This window comes from Flavobacterium buctense (assembly GCF_014486695.1).
Classification (GTDB): domain Bacteria; phylum Bacteroidota; class Bacteroidia; order Flavobacteriales; family Flavobacteriaceae; genus Flavobacterium; species Flavobacterium buctense.
In genome coordinates this window covers 138,697-161,692 of sequence record NZ_JACTAB010000004.1, presented here as the reverse complement: position 1 = coordinate 161,692, position 22,996 = coordinate 138,697, and the positions used below count along the sequence as shown (strand labels likewise).

The following is a 22,996-nucleotide window of genomic DNA, read 5'->3' as shown; positions in this document are numbered from 1 at the left end:
TAAACCATTTAAAATTTAAAATTCAACATTTAAAATAAACTATAAATGACCACAAACACTGTTTTACTAATATTGCTTTCTTTAGGAATAGCGTTCGCTGTGTCATTTTACCAATATTTATACAAAGTCAAAAGCAGGTCGAAAGTGACTTTGCTTTTGGCTTTTTTGCGTTTCTTTTCAGTCTTTGGCTTATTGCTTTTGTTGATTAATCCAATCATTACGCGCAAAACGGTTGAAACGGTTAAAACGCCTTTGCCTATTGTGATTGACAATTCAGCTTCTATGGCTGATTTGAAATCGGACAAACAAGCGATGGAATTGTTTGAGAAACTTAAAGACAATTCGGCTTTAAATGATAAGTTTGAAGTGCAGACGTATCAGTTTGATGCAGACTTTTTGCCTTCGGACACCATTGATTTTAAAGGGACACAATCCAATATAGATGTCGTGGCGAAAAGCTTGAAGAACATTTATAAAAACCAAACGTTTCCAACTATTCTAATCTCAGACGGAAACCAGACTTCGGGTGAAGATTATGTTTTTGGGTTTAATCCACAGAATAAAGTTTATCCTTTGGTTTTAGGCGATACGACGACTTATTTGGATTTGAGAGTTACTCAGCTAAACGTCAACAAATACGCTTTCCACAAGAACAAATATCCGGTGGAAGTGTTCTTGAATTATTCGGGAACCAAAAGTATTAATGCTTCTTTTAAAATTACCCAAGACAATTCGGTTTTAAATGAGCAAACGGTAGCCTTTTCTCCCTCAAAGAAATCAGCTACGTTGAATGTTTTATTGCCGGCGAACAACGTTGGATTGCAAATTTTGAAAGCCACCGTTTCGTCTAAAGAGCAAGAGAAAAATACGTATAACAACACAAAGAATTTTGCAGTAGAAGTCATTGATCAAAAGACAGAAGTAGCTTTGATTTCAGACATGGCGCATCCCGATTTGGGTGCGATAAAACGCGCCATCGAAACTAATGCACAACGAAAAGTAACCATTCTTAAACCTAATCAAGTCAGTAGCTTAGAAAATTACAATATTTTAATTCTGTACCAGCCAACTGCGGCTTTTAAATCGGTTTTTGAGAAGAATGCTAATGCCAAAATCAACTCCTGGATTATCACCGGAAATGACACTGATTTCAACTTTTTAAACCAAAATCAAAGTCAGTTTGTCTTTAAAATGAGTTCGCAAAAAGAAGATTATTTGGCTTCGTATGATTCTCAGTTTAATTTGTTTGCGCTGAATAACATTGGCTTCGAACAATTTCCGCCTTTAGAAAATCCATTTGGAACGATAACCGCAAAAGGCAATACCAATACGTTATTATCGTCAACTATCAGAAACATTGCCACCAATCAACCTTTGTTGACTTTCAATGAAGAGCAAGGCAAACGTTCGGCTTATTTATTCGGAGAGAACATTTGGAAATGGCGTGCCGATAATTATTTGACCAAAAAAGACTTTGTAGACTTCGATATTTTCTTGGATAATACCATTCAATATTTGGCTTCCAATAATGCCAGAAAGTCTTTGGTAGTGAACCACGAGCGTTTTTACAATTCAGGCGAAGGCATTGAAATTACCGCACAATATTTCAATAAAAACTACGAATTAGACGAAAAAGCTCGATTAACCATTTCGGTAACCAATACCAAAACCAAGCAAGTTAAAAACTACGATTTGCTAAGAACCACGAATGCTTTCCAAGTGAATTTAGACGGATTAGCGGCCGGGAACTACAAGTTTACCGTGAAAGAATTGAATTCCAATTCCTCTTACAGCAGCGGATTTGAAGTCTTAGATTTTGATATCGAAAAGCAATTTGTTAATCCGGATTGGAATAAGTTGAACCAATTGGCTACACAAACGCAAGGAAAGGCTTATTTACCAAACCAAATTGACGCTTTAATCCAACAATTGTCAGAAGACGAAAGCTACAAAGCCATTCAGAAAACCATCGTTAAGAAATCGCCTTTGGTGGATTGGGTTTGGCTGTTGGTTTTATTAGCACTTTCGTTGGCTGCCGAATGGTTTATCAGAAAATATAATGGCTTACTTTAATGGTTTTCTAAGCCATTTTTCAGAAACAATTACTATCATAATTCCTACTATATAAGCCAGAATATCTTCCCAAGCAAAAGAAGTTCCAATTACGGTTCGCGCTAAGCTGTTGTCTTGAAGTCCGAGTATTTCTATGATGGCAAAGTATTGTAACGTTTCAACCCCAAAAGCAAACAACAAAACAGCTGTTGCCGCTTTAATTACGGAAATAGTCAGAAACGATTTTACAAAGCAGTAAATCAAAATCACCACCAAAACATCGCCCAAATAAGGTCGGACAAAGTGATCGTGAACAAATAGCGCAATGCACACTTCAATCAAAAAAAGCAAAAGGGTTAGTAGAAAATAGTTTTTGTTGAACTTAAGCATAAATTATGAATCAAATGATTTTCGGGTAATTTCAAAAAACTTCAAGCGCAGATAATCATAAAACAACGCTATGACTAATACGAATGACGCAATCAATAAGGTTTTTATTTGGAGATAACCATAAGCAATTCCGCCAACAACACAACCTATAAAAAAGAAAGTGATAATAGACAATCTTAAATAAATGTTCGATTTTAACTTGGCTTGCTGTTCCGGTTTTTTATAAAAGAACAATTGGGAAAGTTCAATACCCAAATCAGTGAACAAACCGGTTAAATGTGTTGTCCTTACAGTCGACTGCGATACTTTAGTCACTAATGAATTTTGAATACCCATCGCAAACAGTAATAAAAACGCTTCCACTTTTCCATAAACTTCATAAATAGTGGAAGTGCCTAAAAACAGCGCTATACTTGTGAGCATTACAATTTCTATAGCAATAGGAATCACGTGTGCCAATCTCGGTCGTTTCTGTAAAACTATTTCTACTATGGTATTGGCAGTAAACGAACCCAACAAAAAGCATAATGTAAAAACCAAAAAAGTAATGGCGATAGCATAATCTTTTCGCATCATCTCTTCGGCAAAGTAGGCGAAATGTCCCGTGACATTGGTGGTCAGTGTTTTTAGGCCCAAAACACCGGTAATGTTAACAATCCCGGCCACTAATGACAATAGTGCCGCTAAACGCAGATTGTGCAGAAAAGTTCTGGCTTTGCCTTGGTGTCTAAACATAGATTAAAAGTAATTATAATTTAGGTTCAGACCGTTACTAATCTATTTAAACTTTTCTAAAAATATAACTCTTGCCGGCTTGTACTAAAGTCATTTGGTTGTTGGGTAAATCAAATTTTATTTTGATTCCGGCGGCTAAAAATTCAAAAGTGTCCGTTTTGGTTGCCTCTAAAGGAAATTCACCTTGGCCTGTGGCTTGGGCAAAGAGTTTATCCGCTTTTCGGGTTACTTTGATGGTCATCGCCAATTCTTCACTGGCAAAATTACCCAGGTATTTGTCTAATGCTTCTTCAGTTAAGGCAATCGTTTTGAAAGATGGCATTTCAAATGGCAAGGCGTAATAAGTGCTCAACAAGGCAATCATGATTTGGTTGTTGTCATAATTATTGCCGTTTGATGTTAAAGCTACGGAAACATTGCTATCCGGAAAATAACACAAGGCAGAACTGAATCCGTCAATACCTCCGGTGTGACCAAATCCTTTTCGGTTGTCAAAAGGCACTTGAAAAACACCCATGCCATAACCCTCTTTAATCTCGGTCATTTGCGCTAAACTTGTTTTCGAAATAATTTTTCCGGCAAATAAACTTTCGATGAATAGTGTTAAATCGGTTGGATTTGAAACTACTGCACCGGCACCAAGCGGGATAGAGGCATCGGTTTCTTTTTCGGCCACCCATTCTTCAGTATAAGTAAAGGAATAGCATTCATTTTTCCCTAAGGTAATTCGGTTACCCATATAAGTATTTTTCAATCCTAATGGTGTAGTAATCTTTTCGGTTAAAATTTGCCCATAGGGTTTTTTATAAACCTTCTCTAAAATATAACTCAACAAGATGTAATTGGAATTGCTGTAATCGGATTTGCTGTTGGGTTCAAAATCACTTTTAAATTTAGCAATTATGGCTACCATTTCGGCTTCTGTTTTGGGTTGGGTATAATAATTCCAATAATCGCCGCTGTTGGTTATATTGTAAATACCACTGCGATGGTTTAGTAAATTACTGATGGTGATCTTTTTTGAATTAGGAATACTAGGAAAATAAGTATCTATAGTTTGATCTAAAGACAACTTTTTATCCTCAACCGCCTTGAAAATCATAGCCGCCGTAAACATTTTAGAAATAGAACCTATACGGTATTTAGTAGCATTGGTAGCTCTTTGTTTGTTATACAGATTAGTAACTCCCACGGATTTACTGTAAAGGACTTTTCCGCCTTGACTGATGGCAACACTGCCCATAAACTTGTTGTTGCTTTCCAACAATGTAAACAAACTGTCTAATTTAGCATAATCATTTTGTGCCAAAGAAGTAGAAACACAAGATGCAAAAATAAAAGCGAAGAGAAGTTTTTTAGCCATGATTAATGTGGATGTTTTAAGAAAGGTAAAGGTATTACAATTTATGAAAAATTGAAAGGGTATTGAAAGTTGAACGCAAATTTTAAGTGCGCTTTTTTATAAAATACAATCCGAATAAAAATAATTATTACCCGTTGGGTGTAATTAATCAAAATCAATTAAATCTAGTTTACACAAAATTTAACCTCATAGAAACATAGAAAAAAGAGTTGAATAGCCCAACTTTTGGGTTCATATAGCTATGATTTTCTATAATAAAGTGAAACGACTTTCAAAAATTATAAAATTTATGTTTCTATGTGGTTGAATAATCATACCAATTGTATTACACCCAACGAATAATAATAATAATAATAATAATTTATTTCTATTTCAAGTAGGGTAAATGAACCTTAACTTGCTTTACATAAAAAGTCAACATGAAAAAGATATTTTTAGCCGCATTTTTACTAATCTCTGCCACAAGTTTAGCGCAAAACTGGACCACCAATTTCGAGGAAGCAAAAGCCACTGCCGAAAAAGAAGGCAAGTCCATACTATTAGTGTTTTCGGGTTCTGATTGGTGTGCGACTTGCATCAAGTTGGATAAAAACGTATGGCAATCCGAAGTTTTTAAAGCTTATGCCCAAGATAAATTAGTCCTTTTGCGCGCCGATTTCCCAAAAAAGAAAAACAACGCTTTACCGGATGAGTTGAGAACCTCCAATTTGGCTTTGGCCGAAAAATACAACAAGGAAGGGTTTTTTCCACTGGTAGTTGTTTTAGATAAAAAAGGAAAAGTCATCGCCAAAAAAGGGTACGAAAACCAATCCGCAGATAAATTTGTAGCCGAATTACAAGCCCTTATCCCATAAACATGAATCGATTACTCTTTATAGTATTGTTAGCGGTTGGTTTCAGTGCCAATGCCCAACTAATCCACAAACGAAAAGTGAGTTTACTCGGCAGTCCGTTTGAGATTACAGTGGTGGCCAATGATACCGTTCAAGCCAACCAATATGAAGACATGGCCATTGCCGAAGTGAAACGCATAGAAAATCTAATCTCCGATTGGATTCCCACCACACCCTTATCCCAAATCAATCAGAATGCCGGTAAGCAAGCGGTCAAAGTACCTTTGGAACTCATTGAATTAATTGAACGTTCCATCAAAATATCAAAACTAACCGATGGGGCTTTTGACATTAGTTATGCCTCTATGGACCGAATTTGGAAGTTTGACGGCAGCATGAAGGAAATGCCATCTCCGGAAGCCATCAAAAAATCGGTAGAGAAGGTAGGCTATGAAAACATTATAATTGATAAAGAACAACAAACCGTTTTCTTAAAACTCGAAGGCATGAAACTAGGCATGGGCGGCATAGGACAAGGTTATATAGCCGATAAAGTCAAAGCCCATTTAATAGCGAATGGTTGTGCGGCAGGTTTGGTTAACATTTCCGGCGATATCAGCACTTGGGGCAAACAACCTACTGGCGAACAATGGAAAGTTGGGATTAAAAACCCTATGAATAAAAACAAAATATTTGCCACTTTTCCACTAGAAGATACTGCGGTGGAGACTTCGGGCAGTTATGAAAAATATGTGACTTTTAACGGCAAACGCTATTCGCACATTATTGACACCCGAACCGGTTATCCGGCTTCGGGGTTGATAAGCGTAAGTGTTTTTGCCAAAACCACGGAATTGGCTGATGCCTTAGCCACAGGCGTATTCGTCTTGGGTAAAGAGGTCGGCATGAACTTAGTCAACCAATTGCCCGGTATAGGATGCATTATGGTGGATGAAGACGGAAAGATTTCCACATCAAATAATATAGATTTAAAAAAATACCAACATGACTAAAGTATTTTCCCTACTCGTACTCCTTGTTTTCATGTCTTCCTGCACGGCTGTGAAAGAATATGAAAAAGAATATATCAATGACCCCGAAATGAAATTATCGGCAAAAACGGCCGAACGCTATGAAGTAACTTTTCAGGTGTATCGTGAAGCGGCCGCCGGAGCCAATGGTGGAAAAACAGGTGGTGGTTGTGGTTGTAACTAATAATTGACATGAAAAAATACCTAATCCTTTTTGCCTTACTAAGTGGTTATCAATCCTTCTCTCAAGAAAAAGACAGTACTGTTGTTTTCAAAAAGAGAGTTTTAGAGGCCACGGAAGTCGATTTTTTAGTGAGCTATTACAAACAAGACGGGGTGCATTCGGCCGTTTCGGGTGGAATGGGTTCTGAGAAGTTGACCGATTTAGCTTCTAATATAGTAGTAACTATGCCTATGAATGCCGATGATATTTTAACGGTAGACGCCGGTTTGTCTGCTTATACCTCGGCTTCTTCCAGTAATATTAATCCTTTTAACGATTCCGGTGCTTCAGGCGGTGGTGATGACGATGATGACGATAAAGCGGGTTCTCCTTACGGAACCCCTTGGTTGGCTTCTTCGGGTGCCTCAGCCCAAGATGCTTTGGCCAGTGTGACCGTTGCTTACAGTCATAGTTCCGATGACCGAAACTTTATTTGGAATGCCGATGTGGCTTTCTCTAACGAATACGATTATACTTCTATAGGTTTTGGCGGTGGTGTGGCCAAACTTTTTAATGAAAAGAACACCGAGCTTAGCTTAAAAGCCAATGTATATTTAGACCAATGGCGACCAATTTTGCCAACAGAATTACACGAATATGACAAGTATGGCAATTCCTTTTTAAACAACGGCTATTTCAGTGGTATAACCATTTATGATCAAAATGGCTTGGCTTCAAACGGGTATTTGCCTTCCCAATTTGAATCAATAGAAGCGGTGAATCGAAATTCGTATTCCTTGTCGTTTGCCTATTCACAAGTATTGTCTAAAAAACTGCAAGGTTCTATATTCTTTGATATCTTACAACAACAAGGATTATTGTCTACGCCTTACCACCGAATTTACTTTGCCGATAAACCTAATTATTACGTGGGGCAAAGCCAATACATACCGGTGTATGAAAGTCCGGAAAACGTTGGAGTTTACCGCTTGGCTGACGACATAGAGCGTTTGCCGGATTCCCGTTTTAAATTGCCGATTGGTGCCCGTTTAAACTATTACATCAACGAACACTTTAAACTGCGTACTTATTATCGCTATTATACTGACGATTGGGGCGTACAAGCGCATACCGCTAACATTGAAGTGCCAATAAAATTGAATGACCATTTTACGGTTTATCCGATGTATCGTTATTATACGCAAACAGAATCAAAATATTTTGCGCCTTTTGAAACGCATCTTTCCACCGAGAAGTATTATACGTCTGATTATGATTTGTCAACTTTCAATGCCAGTCAGTATGGGGTAGGAGCAACATACTTAGACATTTTTACCAAAGCCCACATTTGGAAGTTTGGCCTGAAAAATGTTGATTTCCGTTACAATCATTACCAACGTAGCGATACTTTGAGTGCCGATATCGTTTCGATGGGCTTTAAGTTTGTGATGGACAAATAAGGGTCGGTTGAATAGTAAAGGCTAGTATTTCCTTACGCCACATTGGATTCTTTCCGTTTTTCCATAACTCATTCCATTGGAATTTCGGTTGGATTGGTTTCCGGCATCGGCTGCTAAAAAGGCATTGAAATTATAGGGTATTCCTCTAAGAGACAGTATTTTTTTTACAATGGCTTCTCGACTTGGCGCATTAAAATAGGAACCAATATTTCCTCTCATAATACTGCTTAGTTCAGGTCGCCACATTCCGAATTCCAAATAGCCTCCTCCTTCAAAAGCGCCCACACTGGAATATCCCTGTAACCCAATAAAATGGTTCCATTTGATGAGATTTAGATCATTAGTGTTGTCAAGATTGGCTTGCCCTTCGGGTATGTAGGTTGCATTTTCATTGGGAACAATATACTCATCGCCAAGCGAAGCAAAAGCATGACCGACTTCGTGAAGCATAGTTGAAAATGCAGAAGAGCTGGATGTTGTTGATCCGGAGGTGCCAAATACTGCAATGTTGTTGCCTAAATAAGCACTTCCTCCGGTTTGACCATTAACAGCCATAAGTATTAAATCGTTATTGGAAATTGATCGTCCCTTTATTTTAAAAACATATTCATTTACGGCCTCGTAATTGGTAATAATCGGATATTGAAAAAATGAGGTAGCGTTGGTAGTCCCAAACGGATAATTGACAACGATACCGCTGCTACTGTTTTCGATGGAAGATTCAGCATAGATTATATAAGCATTAAAATGGTTTTTGTATTCAAAAAACGGATGGGCGTTAAATAAAAATTCAATCGATTTAAGCGCATCATGCTTGTATTTTCCATTGTCTCTTTTTAAATCGGCACGCAAGTAGGCGTCTCCCATAAAAATCACATTAATGCCATTTTCCGGGTCGTTTTCAAAGAGTATTTCCACTTCTTTATCTTGAAAATAATTTTCAGAAGAATCATCGGTCGTTACTTCAGCGTCTTTACTACAGGAGAAAGTACTCCCAATGATCAGCGTCCACAGTACTATTTTTATTTTTTTCATAAGGCAGGTAGTTTTTTAAGGAACTCGAAATTAAGGATTTTAAAATGTGGGCTGCTATAGGTTGTTTTATAAAGGTACAGTTTACTTCTAAAGATTCCAAATACCCATTAATGCAACAAACACTTCTTTCGTCATAGACTAAATTTCACAAAACTAGTTCCGTCAAATTTAAAGGTACCATTGTCGTGTGTTCCTAGCCAAAGATCGCCCTTGTTGTCTTTGTAAATGCTGAATACCGTAACGTTTTTTGAATTCACTTGCACCGGATAATGCGTAATGGTAGTGCCATCGTATTTCCAAACGCCATCCCGATAGGTTACAAACCACAAGTTATTTTGGTTGTCTCTTACGGTTGAAAGGTATTCGTCTAAATGGCTGTCCTTTTTCCCGTCTAAACCGCCTATGCTTTTATGTCTGGTGTATATTGTATTGTTTTTTAAGGGCGCAGTATCGTCAATAGTATAGCGGTATTCGGTATTGAACCAAAAGTCGCCTTTTTGGTCTTCTGCAATAGAACGCACTCCGTTAGCGCCTTCGTCGCGAAATTCGGTCACATCTTCTTCTGTAATCCATTCAAATGATTTTCCGTCGTAGCGGCAAACGCCAACCGGATTGGTCCCAAACCAAAGGTATCCTTTGCGGTCTTTATAAATGCTGTAAATTTCAAAACGATTTTGATGTTCAGCAGGTTTTGGCAACTGCAATTCATGTAAAATAGTGCCATCATACCGGTACACTTTTTCAGTTTGATAGGCGTGTCTGAACCACAAATCATTCGGTTGCAGTTGCCAGTCGGAATCCGCGATAGGCGATAAGGTTGTAAAGGTAGTGCCGTCAAACTTAACTATGGTCGATTTTGGATGGCAACTAGAGAAGTATAGGTTGCCCGATTGGTCTTCTTTAATTTCATCAATGCGGTTGTTGGGTAAACCGTGTTTTGTGGTATAATTAATCAAGGTCTTGCCGTCATAGCTATAGAGACCTGTTTCCCAACTGCCAAACCAATAAACATTTTTTTGGTCTTGATAAACCACCATTATACTGCTGCCCAATGCTTTAACCGTGTCTCCCTTAGTAATTTGGTCGGTGTCTTTTTTCGGAACAGTGGTCTGTCCGTTGCACGAGGTCAACAGCAGTGCAAAATGCAACAATAAAAGGATGTTTACTTTCATAAGGGACTGTTTTAGGGTTGTAATTGGGTTGGCGATGCTATCATTTGATACTATCAAAGACACTTTTTGGGGTCAGTCTCCAAATTATGGCAGCAAACCCTTATAAATTTGCCACGGTTGTTTTTGAAATAGCATCATGCCACCCTTTTTCAGCAAAAAGAAAGGAGAGGTGGTCGAACGGAATGAATCGGCAAGCGTTTCTAATTAACAGGGCTTTAAAACTTGGCTTATATCCGTATTCATTAATCACTCTGGTAAGGGTTAAAAATTTACCGGGTGTCCAACTAAAAGCAAGTTCAAAAAGGAAATGGTATAAAAAATATCCCAATAAAAAAAAGCCGAAATTAGCTAGAAAACTGTTTCCCACTATTTCTTGATACCAATCCCCATAAAGGAGTGTGGAGGAAATATAGAGGATTATTAATATAAAATTGTCCAGCATAAAACCCAAAAATCGGGATAATTTACTAGCATAATCAATGCTTATGTCGTTGTTAAAATTCATAGTTGTTTTAAATTTAATCCTCTCGGCACTTGTATTCCAAACTTACAAAATAACTCCTTATAATTTGTAAGGTTATTATGCAAGTTATCAACACTGTAATGCCTTAAGTGGGTTAGGGGGCGATGGGTGCCCATAAAAAAAAAAGCACTCTTTGGAGAATGCTTTCGATTGTGGTATACTGGGTGAAAATTAATAAACTTATTCAGTGAGGTAAAGATAAAAACTTTTTCTTACCACTGAAAAAAAATTTTGAATTAATTTAGTGTTGTGAAGACCAAAGATAGTTTTTAGTATTTTTACAGGAACCGATTTGCTATGTGTTTTTATTTTGGATTGCCCGAAAATATTGGCGTGATTAAAAAACGTTTTAATCGGGAAGTGAAAAACAGTACGACCTATCAACCTAATGAGAAGTTCAATGGTTTTGCGCATCCCGAAAATTTACTAATCACTAATGAGGCTCCCGAGCTGATTACCACCGGCTCTTGGGGTTTGTTGCCGCAATGGAGTAAAGACCTCGCGTTTAGAAAAAACACTTTGAACGCCCGAATAGAAACCGCAAGCCAATTGCCCAGCTTTAGAGACTACAACCAAAACCGCTGTTTAGTTCCGGCCTCTAGGTTTTACGAATGGCGGCACGAGGGCAAAACTAAAATCCCTTATATTATAGTGAGCAGCGAACACGAAAGCGATCTGTTTTGTTTTGCGGGTTTGTACAGTGATTGGAACCATCCTGCCACCGGCCAATTGCTGCGCACTTTTACGATACTGACTACCGAAGGCAATGACACGATGAAGTATGTGCACAACACCAAAGAACGCATGCCGGTCATTTTGCACCAAACCGACGAAGACCGATGGTTGCAAGGCGCCAACCTAACCGAGTTTGCCTATCCCTATCATTGCAGGCTGACTGCTTTTACACTATAGCTATGGGGTTTAAGAAGGAAACGGTACTGCAAATGCAAGACATCTTAATGCGTTTGGCCCCGGGCACCGAGGAGTCGTTGCAGTTTTTTTACCCGGAAAAGAAACACACCATCAAACAAACTTTTTTTGTAAAAAACAAAAAGGGACAGTACATCTATATCTTTCAATACTATGAAAAGTTATCGCCCTACCGCATTGCCTTGGTGCAAAAACTAGCCCAGAAAATTGAGTACCCTTTGCATATGGTAACCACTGAAAAAGGGTATGTGTGCGTAGGGTGGAAGTATGGGGGGTGAAAGGGAGGTGGGTTATAAATCAGCTATTGCGCGAAACGGCTGTTAGTAGCTTGCTTTATATTGTAACATCTTTGCTTTCTTTTTTAATAACTTCCTTTTCCAATTCTTTGACTAATAATTCAACCAATAGAGTTTTTAAATCAACATAATTAACTGTTATACTAGTTTCATAAATTATTAAATTTCCCTTTTGCCAAACTGTATTGTAATCACTTATTATTCCATTATCAACAAGTGCTTTTTTTAAACTTTCGTTTGTTGATTCTTCATGTTTTTCTTCAATTTTATTTTTTAACCAATTTGGTTTGTCAATTGAATAACCACTATTATTCCAATCTTCTGAAGCTAAAATTTTTAATTGCGACAATTCACCATTTTTATTATAAATGGGTTCTATAAAATAACTTCCTTGACCAGTTATTGTTTTTCCTTCACTTTCAGTAGAAATACTTGTTTTAAAAGTATATCCAGCTCCAAGATCAAATTCACCTGCAATTGATGTGTAGCCATTTGAGTTCGAAAAAGTGATAGTTTTACCTTCCCTTCTAATTTTTTCGATTTGTTTTTTAAAATCTGATTTCTTCATTCCAATCATAAAACCAAGAAATAAAGTGTCTTTCGATTGTGATGTTGATTTTATTAAGCTATCCAAAACAGTTTTGTTAGCATAGTCTAATTTTTTTTTGACTGGAACATTTGTCGATTGTTTACAAGAGATTAATAAAATAAAAGACAATAATATTGTAATAATATTTTTCATGAATTTTGATTTTTAGTATTTTGAGGTGAGCTTGTTGCTAACGTTCCGGCTTGCAACAATTGCAAAGATTAATCAACGTCGATTTCAATATATAAATTCCTTTTTGAATTTTTGGAGAAAATCTGGTGGACAAACCAAGCCACGAAGTTGTTATTATCATCAAATGCGTAATCCATTTATTCGCCAAAACTCAGGAATTACAGTATTATTTCCAATTGTAACTTTTCCTAAGCTATATGTTGTTTTATCCATATGCATTTTTGAAATTTTAATACTTGGATTTTTACTTACTGCAATGTTCGTTACCATTTTAATATCCTCATATGGAGTTCTACAGCCAAAAATTATTTCAACAAGAATACCGGGATATTCGTAAAGCATATTTTTCATTATGAATATTTGACGATATTCATTTTCATATTTCCATTCAATAGATTTAGTAGTAACAATTGTTTTTATTTCTTCATGTGAGTTTGCATCATCAGTCAAATTAATTTCTGGAAATCGTTCCTGATATTTAACTTTATATATTCCATCTTCTTTTTCTTTTGGAACATCAAAAACCAAACACATTCCTTTATGATTATCTGCATAATGTGCCCAAAGCAGATTATTAGTACTATCTGATGAATAGCAAACTACTCCATATTCATTTATAGAATCTTTAAACTTCATTACATTGGCCTTTTCAATATGATTCAAATTTCTAAAATCACCATTTTCGTCAATAAGTACACTATCGTAAAGACTAAACTCAAAAGGGTCATTAAATTCAAAAGGATCAGCAACCCAATTATTTTGGTTAGTTAAGTTTTGTAGAGTTAACTTATTTATTGATTGAAAACGATAGAATTTCATAATTTGTTTAAAAATTGCTGATAACGTCGCGGCTTGGCGTAGTAGCGGTAGGTTAAAGAAAAATATAATAAGAAATGCTGAAGTTCAGAGTATTTTCCAAGAAAGATTAACAAGCTATTAAGTCAAACTGCTGATAGCGGTAGTTATTTTTTTTTATTTACATTTTTTGGTCGCTTCGGTTTTTCTTCATTCATATTTTTGACATGGAGTTCTCTTATATTTATCAATGGAAGATATACACCTCCATTTGCAGTTAATGAAGTGATATTAAAAATTACAGTTCTCAAATAGTTTACAAGTAAATTTAAACTTCCAAAATGTTTTGCAGACTCAATATCCGAATCTTCTTTGATGTCTGGATTTAATTGGTAAATCCCTTCAACAACAATATTTAACATACAATTCTGACTTTCATCATCTGGATTTGTTTCAATTAAACTAAATTCTAAAATAACAATATAATTGCATTTGTCCTTTTTGTTGTTTAATATATTGTAAGAATAATCAAGTTTTAGATTTTCCGAATTGAAATCAAAATCTTGCCCAAGTGGAGTAAAAAATTGAATCAATTTTACATACTGACTTTCAATACTAATGTCAGTATTAAAAATTTTATTTTCAAATAATTTATGCATATTCATAACTTTCTTTTCTTGTTAATTTAATACGTTTAGTGTGTAAAAAATTTTTTCGAGAATGTCTATTATTATCTAAAACAAGTCTTTCAAATTTAAATTCGCAAACTTCTTTAGAAATTATAAAATTTCTTTCAATTAGTCCTACATATTCATCATCTTGATAATATGTGTTGTAATGTTCCTCAGTAGTTAAATATTTCGGTGGTTGCAGAATAATATTTAGAGCATTTTGCAATTTTGCAATATGTTCAACATTGAGTTTTTTTCTATTGTTAAAAATAGCACTCAAAAAAGGTTGTGAAAGACCTGTTCTTTCTTCTAGCTCTTTTTGAGTTACTTTATTGTTTTCAATCACTTCCAAAAATGTACTAACAATTCTACTTTGAACCATTTGTGATTCAAAAACAATGTCAACTCTATTTTCGTTTAATTGATTTCTAATTTGGTCTAATAATTTCATATTCATATTCTGAAACTGTTTTATATCTCACGTTTAACCTCTTATCAATACCATCTGTTTTTTTATGCAAAAATAATTCAGACATAATTATATGCTGTTTTTCGTTTTTCATTTTCTTGACATGGCAAATTATTCTATCATTATCATTATTCAAAAAAGGTTTTAAAGCTTTAGTCGAATATGGTTCATCTCCATATTTCCTGCTTTTTAAGCCTTCACAAATTTGCTGAAAAATTTGCTTTATTTCATTTGTATGACGAGTATCTAATAGAACGTACTGGGTGAATTCCTCTAGGAATTCTACATCACAGCACAAATTATATTTCTTGCCTTTCATTAAAACTACTGCTTTTCTCATACAAATATAACCTATAAGTTATAATATCAAAATTTTTTCGTCAGAATTTAACTTTACTTTAATTTTCCAATTATATCTAAAAAATAATTACACTAACATGCAGAAGATTGCATCAGCTGCGACGATTTATTACTATTACTCTCCTAAAATAATCACGGATTCAACCCTAAATTATTTAAAGCAGAATCTAAAAGTTCTTTTTTAAGTTTTGTGATAGAGGCAACTGTTACTTCTTCCAAATCAAAGCGATACCCATTGATTTCTAATGTTTTTACTTTCTCTTTGAATACAAAGGAGCAAATGTTTTTAGTTTGGTTTTCATCCACTATAATGGCAAACTTGTTTTTCATATCGCGATAACTAATTCTGGCTAGTTGAGGCTCTTTGATTTTAGAAGACATTGCCAATATGGTTTTAACCACATTATAGGCTTTAATTTCCTCATCAGTAGTTATTATGCCCGAGTTTGAATCAGCTATTTCCTTTTTAATTACTTTTTCTAAAGCAGTTTTAATTGAAACAGAATTAACCAATTGCTTGATTTGGAATAATATTTTGTCAGAAGAACGTTGTCCTCCCATATTTTTATAAATGAGTTTTGCCAAATCATCGGTTGGAATAGCAAGAGTTTGATAAAGGGCATTGTCAAATTCGTCCAAGAAATAAATATCTTCAGCTTCAGCAAGGATGTCTTTTATTTCAAGATTTTGATGATTAAACAACGCCAATTTTTCAATATCTGCGGTTTCATAGTTAAGTAGATTAAACACAAAGAATGGTTTTGGATTCAATCCTTTCTTTTGTTTGGTATCAACCGCGTGAAAGTTATAAATGATACCATTAGTGACAATACCAATTTTTGCAGATGGGGTATAAAGACAATATTCGTTTAACTGTCGGAAGTGATTGTCATTTAAATTTACCGTTACGCTTTTGCATTCCACTAACATTACAGGGTCTTTTTTTCCTAAAGTAATCGCTATGTCAACACGACGATTCTTTTTATCGGCCATGTCGGCATAATACTCATGGGTGTAATGGTCTATCTTTTTATAGTTTAGAATGTTTAAAAAAGTATGGATTAAATTATCTCGCGTTTGAGTTTCGTCTTTACTGGCACTTATTGCTTTTTTATAATCCCAATTATCTAAACATTTTTTTAGGTTATTAGTTATCTGTTTGAGCTTCTTTGAGTCTAATGCCATGTTTATAGTTGTTTTAGATATATGATATTATTGTTACTTCTCAAATTTAACCAATTCCCCACCACCAATCAATCCCCATCAATAGGGATTTTACTTTAAGTTATCAACATAAATTTCTTACGATTAGCTTGTTTTGGGTTGGTTTGAGGGTAAATATACTTCTCAATTGTGTTCTGTCTTTACGGTTTTCCACATCGTTAGAATATAATCAAGGGGCTATTCATAACTCGGAACCTGCAACCCGCAACCCATTGTGCATACTTTTCAGTAGCGACAAAAATGCACCATAAAATGTAGCATACTTTTCAATAGCGATAAAAATGCACCACAAAATGTAGCATACTTTTCGGAGGCGACAAAAATGCACAATAAATTCCCTTGTTTTTACGTTTTAGTTACTATGCACTTACCCTTTTATGGCTTGGCAAATAGGGTAGTAATCAATGATCTATGAAGAGAAAATTTCAAGAAATAAAGGCCTTGCTGGGGTTTACCCAGGACGAAATGGCCCAACTTTTAAAGCTTCATCGCAATTCGGTTTCCCGTTTTGAGTTGGGCAACGGTCATATCCCACACCGTTCTAACGTAGTGTTGGGCGCTATGCTCCAATACATCCAATCGCCCGAAGCTAAGGCTGACCTGCCCGAAGCGCTGGAAGAACAACAGGCACTGGAGGCCGTAAAACTTCAGAAACTGATAAAGGAAAACGAATACCAGTATGAGCGGCTGAGCCGGAAACTACACAAGGCACAGGCCAACTATGCCTATAACGAAAATGCCACGAAGCTCCTGTATTTCCTAAGGGAACACGCCGCAGAACTGCCCGAAGTGTCTCCGGATGTATTGCATCTTTTGGAGAAAAGAGTGAAAGCTTCGCTCGAAAAACAAGGCAAGGCAGAGGTGTTGGCTTTGGAACTGCAGGTCGATTTATTAGTCTATGAAAAAAGGCTGTTGGAACGGAAACAGTATGAAATTGGCGCTAACGGCAATAAGAATAATGCATCACAGGTTTAACCACTACGAGCAGGGAATTTTAGTCGGTTTTGCGGTTATAGTCAGTGGTCAGTTATTCCGTGATTTCTATAGTGTTGAATACCTCCATAACCAAGGCTTGTTGGGCTGCGCTTAGGTTGTTGGTGTATACAGTAAGTGAATTATAGAGGGGTAAGGTTCCCGCCTCACTTATATTGTATAAATGAATTTGGGTAGGATTCGTTTCCGGGTGGATGGCTTGCACTATTTGTCTGTAGTGACCGTTTAGTTCATCCTCGGTAACCACATAAGTATCCGAAGGCAAATTAGTCAATGGGACAGTGTAATAGCCATAATCAAAATAAAGTGTGATTCCGGACCCGGTGATAGAGCCCACATATGAGTCGGTACCCGCTAACTCTTCCAACACAAATTTCGATTCAAAGTGCAAAATATAGTTTCCAATGGTAATGGAAGTGGGTTGGTTGCTAGTGTCGTCTGAACTGCAACTCAACAACAGGAAAAGTACTGCGATCAAAGAGAACCGTTTTAAGTGTTTCATGGCTAGGTGGTTTTTTGGTGATAGTTAGATCCTAAAGATAGTTAGAAAAATCGTGAAAGGATTGTAACAACCTGGTTATTATTCATTTTTTACTCTCGTGGAATGAAGCATTTGCAGTTTCCAGCCGTTTTCTGTTAAAATGGCGGTCGCACTTTCCAGCCAATACGCTTTTCTGATGATTTTATGGTCAACCGTAAATACCGCATGGTTTTTATAGGCAATCCAAGCCATTCCGTTTAAGACTTTAACATCAATAATTTCAATCGAGTTCACTCGGGTAGGCATTGGTTTTTTAAGAACCGCTTTGTTTAAATACTTGGCAATAGAGTCATTATTCCACACTTCGCCATTTTCCAAAAGCAGAAAATCCTTGGTGTAATATTGATCAATGTTTTTAGCATTCAATTCCGACCATATAGCGTCAAAAGAATTACTAATTAATTCTTTGAGCTGTTCTTTTTCGGTTTTGATGGCGTTTTGACCAAAGGATAACGTGGTGAAACCTATTATTAAAATTATGGTATTGAATTTTTTCATGTTTTCTCTTTAAAATTACTGCGATTATTTGTAAGCGTTTACGGTTGCCGCTCTTGGCTCCCGTTTTTTCTTATTAGTATACTGTCAATACGCCTCTTGTTTTCTTGTTGCAATAAAGTAGGGTACAGGTTCAGTACAATATTGGGAATCATCATTGAGAGTCCAAATAGAATTCCCACACTAAAACTTTTATAAACGGCGAAAATGGACACGAAAACAAATCCGATCAAATGACTTATTTCAGAAAAGGTCATTTCATTTCGTAGTACGGTCAAATCATCATTTGGCTTTTCCACCTTAAGTTTTTGGTTAAAGAATTTGAAAAAAGTGTTTTTAACCATCCACTTAAAGAGTTTCATCCCCATTTTTTTATTGAAGGTTTTGTGGCTAATAAAATTCAAGTTGGATAGCTTGTCATAGTAGGCCGTTTTCATCAGTATACTGTTGAGGATCATGCCAACCATCCAAGATATAAAGGATAGGGATATTCCAAAGGTAAGGCCTAATAGTAAGTGTTTCATTATAATACTTTTAGCGGTTCGGGCTATTGCTTGCAGGAATTGCTTCTATTACGTGTATTTCGTTTCCATCAGGGTCTTTAATCTCTATAGTTTTCGCACCGTTGGGCATTTTGTCAATAATTGGATGCTTGTATTTGCCTGATTTGTAATCGCTGCTCACTTCCATAAGCCTTTTTAGAAAATCATCCATAGAAATTACTATAAAGCCTAGGTGTACAAAACCTACATATTTTGGTGTCGAAGGTACGTCATTGGTAACTTTAGTGGTGACATTGAGCCATTGTGATAAATGGAGTTCAGTACCATCACCAAATTTCAACCATTTTACATCGTATAGAGGGCTTGGAGGAAAGGGATACGGTATAGTGTCTGCTTGAAAGACTTGGGTGTAAAAAGCAACACTTATTTCCAAATTCTGTACATCCAATAAAGTATGGTTATACCGGACAGTACTTTTTTGTGCACTCGCAAAGGATGTGATAAAAAAAAAGGATAAAAGAAGAAAAGACTTTATCATTGGTTTATATTTTGATTTAAAATTGCGTTAGATTCTTAATTCTGCAAAAGCATTACCACTAACGTGCCGCCGCTTGGCGAAGTAGTGGTGACTATTTAAATAATTTGTTTTCTAAAGATAAGCAAAATTTCAACTTAGTATTTCCGGCTAAGAAAAACAAAACACGTTAATGCGCGAAACGGCTGTTGGCGGTCGTTGTTTTAGTATTTACTCGTATTACTTTTTTGAATTGTCGGCCAAAATGGTTTATCGTTTCGTTTTTTACTTGAATACTGTTAAAGGCAGACATTTCTATTTTTAGTGAGTCAAGTTCCTCGTGTCTAATTGGCACACCGTCAATGATTAGTAATTTGTCTTTTTCATTGCTTTTTACAGTCCAGTATGCCGGGACAACATTTAAGCTTTCACTATATTTTATTGTTACAATCTTGTCAAACTTGTCAACTAAAATTTCCTCCATTTTATTCTCGTCCAATATGAGCTGATCAATTCGTATTACACTATCATTAAGTCGCACCGAGTAGCCTTCTTTTCTATACTTCAAAAGCTTTTCTCGTGAGTTTTTTGCTGAAATACTCGAAGTACAAGCGGTTAAAGAAAGAAATAGTAAAATCGAAAAAACAAATGATTTCATAATAAAGAAAAAATTGTGTTACAATGACCTCTGACGTTCCACCGCTATCAGTCTATAGCTAAGCTAAGATAAAGTTTATTTCTGAAAATAGAGTAGGAGTTAAGAAAAACCGGCTATAGAGAGAAACGGCTGTTGTAGACAGTACTTAGCTTTTCGGTTTCTGACTAAAATTTAAATCAAATTTTAAACTTTCTATTTGTAATTCTTTCCTAGTTTTTTCAAATTCGGTTTCGCTTAATGGACCAAAAATTCCTTTTTGGCTACTGATCTTGTTTTTTTTAATGTCAATTATGAAGTATCGTGTTTCTCCGTTGAAATTTTGAATTTGTTTAGCTATAATATACTTTTCATTGTGACCAACAGCATATACATAATTCTCTATAATTACTTCGGAACAACCGTCGCAATTTTTTATGAGTTTATGAATAGACCTGTTTGATTCTAAATCATTCCAGCCAACTTCATAATCACCAATAATTTTTTGATGCTCACTTTCCTCAAACCAAGCACAACTATAATTTAAAAATGCAAATATGATTGTCAAAAATAAATTTGTCTTTTTCATAACGTGTGTTTTAGCATTGCCTACAACGTGCAACGGCTTCGCGACTGTTGCGATGATTTATTACTGATGATTACATCTATAATTTCCTTTTTGCACAGGTGTTTCGGGATAAACGCAAAATCAATCATAATCACAAACGGCTGTTGTATGCCGTTTTATTTTCCTTCAACCTTTTCCAGTCTCTTTCTTATATCCGCATTTTCTTCAATAGCCAATGACTTTTTGTAATTAATGATAGCATTGGGTTTGTCATCAATAGCGGCATAATAATCTCCCAGGGCAACATACACTTTATAGCTTTTGGGATGTTTGTCAAGATTATAGTTGAAAAGCTCTGCTACTTTTTTAAATTGTTTTAGATACAAAGCCCAATAACCAACATCATTTACTTTCGTTTCAGCAGGTTCTGTGCTGTAGTATGCATAATTTGTTTTCAATTTATCCAACAAATTTACAGTAGTATCAGTTATGTCTTTCTCGGTTATAGCATAGTCTTTATAAATAAAACGCAAAGCATCATATGCTGTCATAAGACCTATAGAGGCATGCGTTTCGTTATTGTAATAGTTAGATTGAAAGTTCAGACCATTGTCTTTATTTTTTTCCAATAGTTTTTTCATTTTCAGAATAGTGCGAATGTGCCCAGAAGCTTCAGAGGTATCTTTCTCAACTGTATTGATATCCCATCCTGTTGGAATGTTATTAGCAATGCCTATAAATAAAGAAGTTCCTTTGTATTTCGTATTGGCCAATATTTTTTCAGCTTGCTTTACTGTCAAATCATCGTCCCACCAAAAACTAGGGTCAGAAGGTATATAGGAATTAAACAATTGATTATGATGCAAAAAAACTTGCATACTTATAAGTCCGGCCAGCGAACCTCCAGTAATTGTTCTGTTGGTTGTTGTTGGGTATTTGGCATCTATATAAGGGATTAATTCTTTCTCTATAAATGAAATAAAATTTTCACTACCTCCAGAAGTTGCATAATTGGGGTCATACGCCCTATGCGTAGGTGTACAATCCCTTGTTCTATCAGTATCCATAATGTTTACAACAATGTGTTCAGGAATAACAGGATCGTATATAGTACTCAAAAAGCGAACTGTCGCTGTCAACATGGTGAAATAGTTTTCATCACCGTCTATAGAATATATAATAGGATAGCGTTGCTTACCAGAAGCAGTCACACTAGAAGCGGCAGGCACATATATCCTAAACTTTCTTTTCTCATTCAGGATTTTGGATTGAATGCTATCAATAGTACCAATCACAATTTTAGCATCTGTTTGTGCATTAGAACAAAATGCAAAAGCAATAAAAATAAAGAAAAAGTGTAAAGATTTCATATAGTAATTTTTAGGTGAGTGTTCTAATGGCATATAACTAACCGATAAGTATAAACACTATCAGCGGTGTTTCCAAATTTAACCAATTTCCTACTACCAAACAATCCCCATCAATAGGGATTTCACCTTAAGTTATTAACATAAAATTCTTATGAAAAAGGGATGAGGGATAAGGGATAAGGGGAAAGAAAACCCCGATAGTCATTACAACCCATTGTGCATACTTTTCAGTTTTGAAAAACATACTCTTGTTTAGTAAAACTTTTGATATTAAATAGTGGTCAGTTATAAACTTATCCCTTATCCCTTATCCCTTATCCCTAATAACCCAACCTCTCCCAAATTAATTTTCCCTTAAAAACAAAACCCTCACTACCGCCAAAACATAAAATGTAGTACATTAGCACAGCAAATCAAAGCCGCTATGAAGCACATTTTACTAGTAGAAGACGAAGTCGGTATCGTTCAGTTCCTCACACAAGGGCTGGAAGAAGAAGGCTACCAAATTTCGGCAGCCAACAATGGCAAATCAGGACTGGAGCTTTTTCAAACCGAAAAGTTCGACTTGGTGTTACTCGATTGGATGCTACCCAAAATGACCGGCGTAGAAGTATGTAAAGCCATCAGAGGCCAAAACACCAAAGTGCCTATCATTTTCCTAACCGCCAAAGACACCGTGCAAGAAACCGTAGAAGGACTAAAAAGCGGCGCCAATGATTACATCAAAAAACCTTTTAGCTTTGACGAATTGGTTGAGCGGATTAAAGTACAATTGCGGGACCAACCCGAGAATGAGATCTTAACCCTCGGGCCGGTAGAAATCAATTTGCAAAAACACCAAGTTACGGTTAACAAAAAGGAGGTTTCGCTTACGCAAAAGGAATTCGATTTACTCCATTACTTGGTTAAAAACAAAGGAACCGTTTGTTCCAGAACCCAAATCATTCAAGACGTTTGGGACATTCATTTTGAATACGACACCGGAGTTATAGATGTGTTTATGAACGCCATCCGTAAAAAACTAAATCTTAAAGTGGAGGAAGATTACATCAAAACCATACGTGGCGTAGGATATATCGCTAATGACGAATAAAA

The 22,996-nt window shown here is 35.9% G+C and carries 27 protein-coding genes; 8 read left to right on the top strand and 19 right to left on the bottom strand.

Annotation, left to right across the window (positions count from 1 at the left end; genetic code table 11):
* Positions 1-45: 45 nt before the first annotated feature.
* The gene (locus tag ICG50_RS08110) at positions 46-2,073 is read left to right on the top strand and encodes a hypothetical protein (protein ID WP_187660409.1); all 2,028 of its coding nucleotides are present in this window, start codon (positions 46-48) and stop codon (positions 2,071-2,073) included.
* Here the strand turns inward: ICG50_RS08110 and ICG50_RS08105 are convergent.
* From ICG50_RS08105 to ICG50_RS08095, 3 genes are read right to left on the bottom strand one after another with little or no spacing between them, the layout of a single operon-like run.
* Positions 2,065-2,442, bottom strand: coding sequence for a ribosomal maturation YjgA family protein (locus tag ICG50_RS08105; RefSeq protein ID WP_187660408.1), 378 nt, complete (start codon positions 2,440-2,442; stop codon positions 2,065-2,067). The genes ICG50_RS08110 and ICG50_RS08105 overlap by 9 nt on opposite strands.
* A gap of 3 nt (positions 2,443-2,445) precedes the next feature.
* The gene (locus ICG50_RS08100) at positions 2,446-3,177 is read right to left on the bottom strand and encodes a YoaK family protein (protein WP_187660407.1); all 732 of its coding nucleotides are present in this window, start codon (positions 3,175-3,177) and stop codon (positions 2,446-2,448) included.
* Between the two features lie 46 nt (positions 3,178-3,223).
* The gene (locus ICG50_RS08095; protein ID WP_187660406.1) at positions 3,224-4,540 is read right to left on the bottom strand and encodes a serine hydrolase domain-containing protein; all 1,317 of its coding nucleotides are present in this window, start codon (positions 4,538-4,540) and stop codon (positions 3,224-3,226) included.
* Between the two features lie 419 nt (positions 4,541-4,959).
* On the opposite strand from ICG50_RS08095, the gene ICG50_RS08090 reads away from it, so the two are divergent.
* From ICG50_RS08090 to ICG50_RS08075, 4 genes are read left to right on the top strand one after another with little or no spacing between them, the layout of a single operon-like run.
* Positions 4,960-5,394 carry a thioredoxin family protein gene (locus tag ICG50_RS08090; RefSeq protein ID WP_187660405.1) on the top strand — a complete coding sequence of 145 codons (435 nt, stop codon included), beginning with the start codon at positions 4,960-4,962 and terminating at the stop codon, positions 5,392-5,394.
* 2 nt (positions 5,395-5,396) lie between these two features.
* Complete coding sequence (locus tag ICG50_RS08085; RefSeq protein ID WP_187660404.1) at positions 5,397-6,386, top strand: FAD:protein FMN transferase; 990 nt, start codon at positions 5,397-5,399, stop codon at positions 6,384-6,386.
* The gene (locus ICG50_RS08080) at positions 6,379-6,588 is read left to right on the top strand and encodes a DUF4266 domain-containing protein (RefSeq protein ID WP_187660403.1); all 210 of its coding nucleotides are present in this window, start codon (positions 6,379-6,381) and stop codon (positions 6,586-6,588) included. The genes ICG50_RS08085 and ICG50_RS08080 overlap by 8 nt, the downstream gene beginning before the upstream one ends.
* A gap of 8 nt (positions 6,589-6,596) precedes the next feature.
* Positions 6,597-8,027: a DUF3570 domain-containing protein gene (locus ICG50_RS08075; RefSeq protein WP_187660402.1), complete on the top strand. Its 1,431-nt coding sequence runs from the start codon at positions 6,597-6,599 to the stop codon at positions 8,025-8,027.
* Between the two features lie 21 nt (positions 8,028-8,048).
* Here ICG50_RS08075 and ICG50_RS08070 read toward each other — a convergent pair whose 3' ends face one another.
* The 3 genes from ICG50_RS08070 to ICG50_RS08060 all read right to left on the bottom strand — a co-directional run bounded on the left by ICG50_RS08070 (position 8,049) and on the right by ICG50_RS08060 (position 10,739).
* Positions 8,049-9,062 (bottom strand): M64 family metallopeptidase, encoded by a 1,014-nt coding sequence (locus tag ICG50_RS08070; RefSeq protein WP_187660401.1) that lies wholly within the window; start codon positions 9,060-9,062, stop codon positions 8,049-8,051.
* A 131-nt stretch (positions 9,063-9,193) separates the two neighbouring features.
* Positions 9,194-10,234: a ligand-binding sensor domain-containing protein gene (locus tag ICG50_RS08065; RefSeq protein WP_187660586.1), complete on the bottom strand. Its 1,041-nt coding sequence runs from the start codon at positions 10,232-10,234 to the stop codon at positions 9,194-9,196.
* A 100-nt stretch (positions 10,235-10,334) separates the two neighbouring features.
* Complete coding sequence (locus tag ICG50_RS08060; RefSeq protein ID WP_187660400.1) at positions 10,335-10,739, bottom strand: RDD family protein; 405 nt, start codon at positions 10,737-10,739, stop codon at positions 10,335-10,337.
* A gap of 315 nt (positions 10,740-11,054) precedes the next feature.
* Here ICG50_RS08060 and ICG50_RS08055 point away from each other — a divergent pair, with 315 nt between their 5' ends.
* The gene (locus ICG50_RS08055) at positions 11,055-11,669 is read left to right on the top strand and encodes an SOS response-associated peptidase (protein WP_187660399.1); all 615 of its coding nucleotides are present in this window, start codon (positions 11,055-11,057) and stop codon (positions 11,667-11,669) included.
* A gap of 351 nt (positions 11,670-12,020) precedes the next feature.
* Here ICG50_RS08055 and ICG50_RS08050 read toward each other — a convergent pair whose 3' ends face one another.
* The 6 genes from ICG50_RS08050 to ICG50_RS08025 form a co-directional block, all read right to left on the bottom strand.
* Positions 12,021-12,725, bottom strand: coding sequence for a hypothetical protein (locus ICG50_RS08050; protein WP_187660398.1), 705 nt, complete (start codon positions 12,723-12,725; stop codon positions 12,021-12,023).
* 159 nt (positions 12,726-12,884) lie between these two features.
* Positions 12,885-13,583, bottom strand: a complete 699-nt coding sequence (locus ICG50_RS08045) for a DUF2971 domain-containing protein (RefSeq protein ID WP_187660397.1) — start codon at positions 13,581-13,583, stop codon at positions 12,885-12,887.
* A gap of 143 nt (positions 13,584-13,726) precedes the next feature.
* On the bottom strand, positions 13,727-14,218 hold the full coding sequence (locus ICG50_RS08040) for a protein-export chaperone SecB (protein ID WP_187660396.1): 492 nt from the start codon (positions 14,216-14,218) through the stop codon (positions 13,727-13,729).
* A complete protein-coding gene (locus ICG50_RS08035; protein ID WP_187660395.1) occupies positions 14,211-14,681 on the bottom strand; it encodes a helix-turn-helix domain-containing protein in 471 nt (156 codons plus the stop codon). Before ICG50_RS08035 ends, ICG50_RS08040 begins: the two co-directional genes overlap by 8 nt.
* The gene (locus ICG50_RS08030) at positions 14,659-15,039 is read right to left on the bottom strand and encodes a hypothetical protein (protein WP_187660394.1); all 381 of its coding nucleotides are present in this window, start codon (positions 15,037-15,039) and stop codon (positions 14,659-14,661) included. Before ICG50_RS08030 ends, ICG50_RS08035 begins: the two co-directional genes overlap by 23 nt.
* A 152-nt stretch (positions 15,040-15,191) precedes the next feature.
* Positions 15,192-16,244, bottom strand: a complete 1,053-nt coding sequence (locus tag ICG50_RS08025) for a type I restriction enzyme HsdR N-terminal domain-containing protein (protein WP_187660393.1) — start codon at positions 16,242-16,244, stop codon at positions 15,192-15,194.
* A gap of 450 nt (positions 16,245-16,694) precedes the next feature.
* Between ICG50_RS08025 and ICG50_RS08020 the strand changes: the two genes are divergently transcribed.
* Positions 16,695-17,258, top strand: a complete 564-nt coding sequence (locus ICG50_RS08020; protein ID WP_187660392.1) for a hypothetical protein — start codon at positions 16,695-16,697, stop codon at positions 17,256-17,258.
* Between the two features lie 52 nt (positions 17,259-17,310).
* Here ICG50_RS08020 and ICG50_RS08015 read toward each other — a convergent pair whose 3' ends face one another.
* The 7 genes from ICG50_RS08015 to ICG50_RS07985 all read right to left on the bottom strand — a co-directional run bounded on the left by ICG50_RS08015 (position 17,311) and on the right by ICG50_RS07985 (position 21,901).
* On the bottom strand, positions 17,311-17,778 hold the full coding sequence (locus ICG50_RS08015; RefSeq protein WP_187660391.1) for a hypothetical protein: 468 nt from the start codon (positions 17,776-17,778) through the stop codon (positions 17,311-17,313).
* A 78-nt stretch (positions 17,779-17,856) separates the two neighbouring features.
* Positions 17,857-18,315, bottom strand: a complete 459-nt coding sequence (locus ICG50_RS08010) for a DUF4440 domain-containing protein (RefSeq protein ID WP_222940172.1) — start codon at positions 18,313-18,315, stop codon at positions 17,857-17,859.
* A 38-nt stretch (positions 18,316-18,353) separates the two neighbouring features.
* Positions 18,354-18,836: a glycosyl-4,4'-diaponeurosporenoate acyltransferase CrtO family protein gene (locus ICG50_RS08005; protein WP_187660390.1), complete on the bottom strand. Its 483-nt coding sequence runs from the start codon at positions 18,834-18,836 to the stop codon at positions 18,354-18,356.
* A gap of 10 nt (positions 18,837-18,846) precedes the next feature.
* Entirely contained in the window at positions 18,847-19,353 is a 507-nt protein-coding gene (locus ICG50_RS08000) for a VOC family protein (RefSeq protein ID WP_187660389.1), read from the bottom strand.
* Positions 19,354-19,519: 166 nt separating this feature from the next.
* The gene (locus tag ICG50_RS07995; RefSeq protein WP_187660388.1) at positions 19,520-19,987 is read right to left on the bottom strand and encodes a hypothetical protein; all 468 of its coding nucleotides are present in this window, start codon (positions 19,985-19,987) and stop codon (positions 19,520-19,522) included.
* A gap of 145 nt (positions 19,988-20,132) precedes the next feature.
* A complete protein-coding gene (locus ICG50_RS07990) occupies positions 20,133-20,552 on the bottom strand; it encodes a DUF3997 domain-containing protein (RefSeq protein WP_187660387.1) in 420 nt (139 codons plus the stop codon).
* Positions 20,553-20,707: 155 nt separating this feature from the next.
* Positions 20,708-21,901, bottom strand: a complete 1,194-nt coding sequence (locus ICG50_RS07985) for an alpha/beta hydrolase-fold protein (RefSeq protein WP_187660386.1) — start codon at positions 21,899-21,901, stop codon at positions 20,708-20,710.
* Between the two features lie 424 nt (positions 21,902-22,325).
* Between ICG50_RS07985 and ICG50_RS07980 the strand changes: the two genes are divergently transcribed.
* Complete coding sequence (locus ICG50_RS07980; protein WP_187660385.1) at positions 22,326-22,994, top strand: response regulator transcription factor; 669 nt, start codon at positions 22,326-22,328, stop codon at positions 22,992-22,994.
* Positions 22,995-22,996 lie beyond the last annotated feature (2 nt).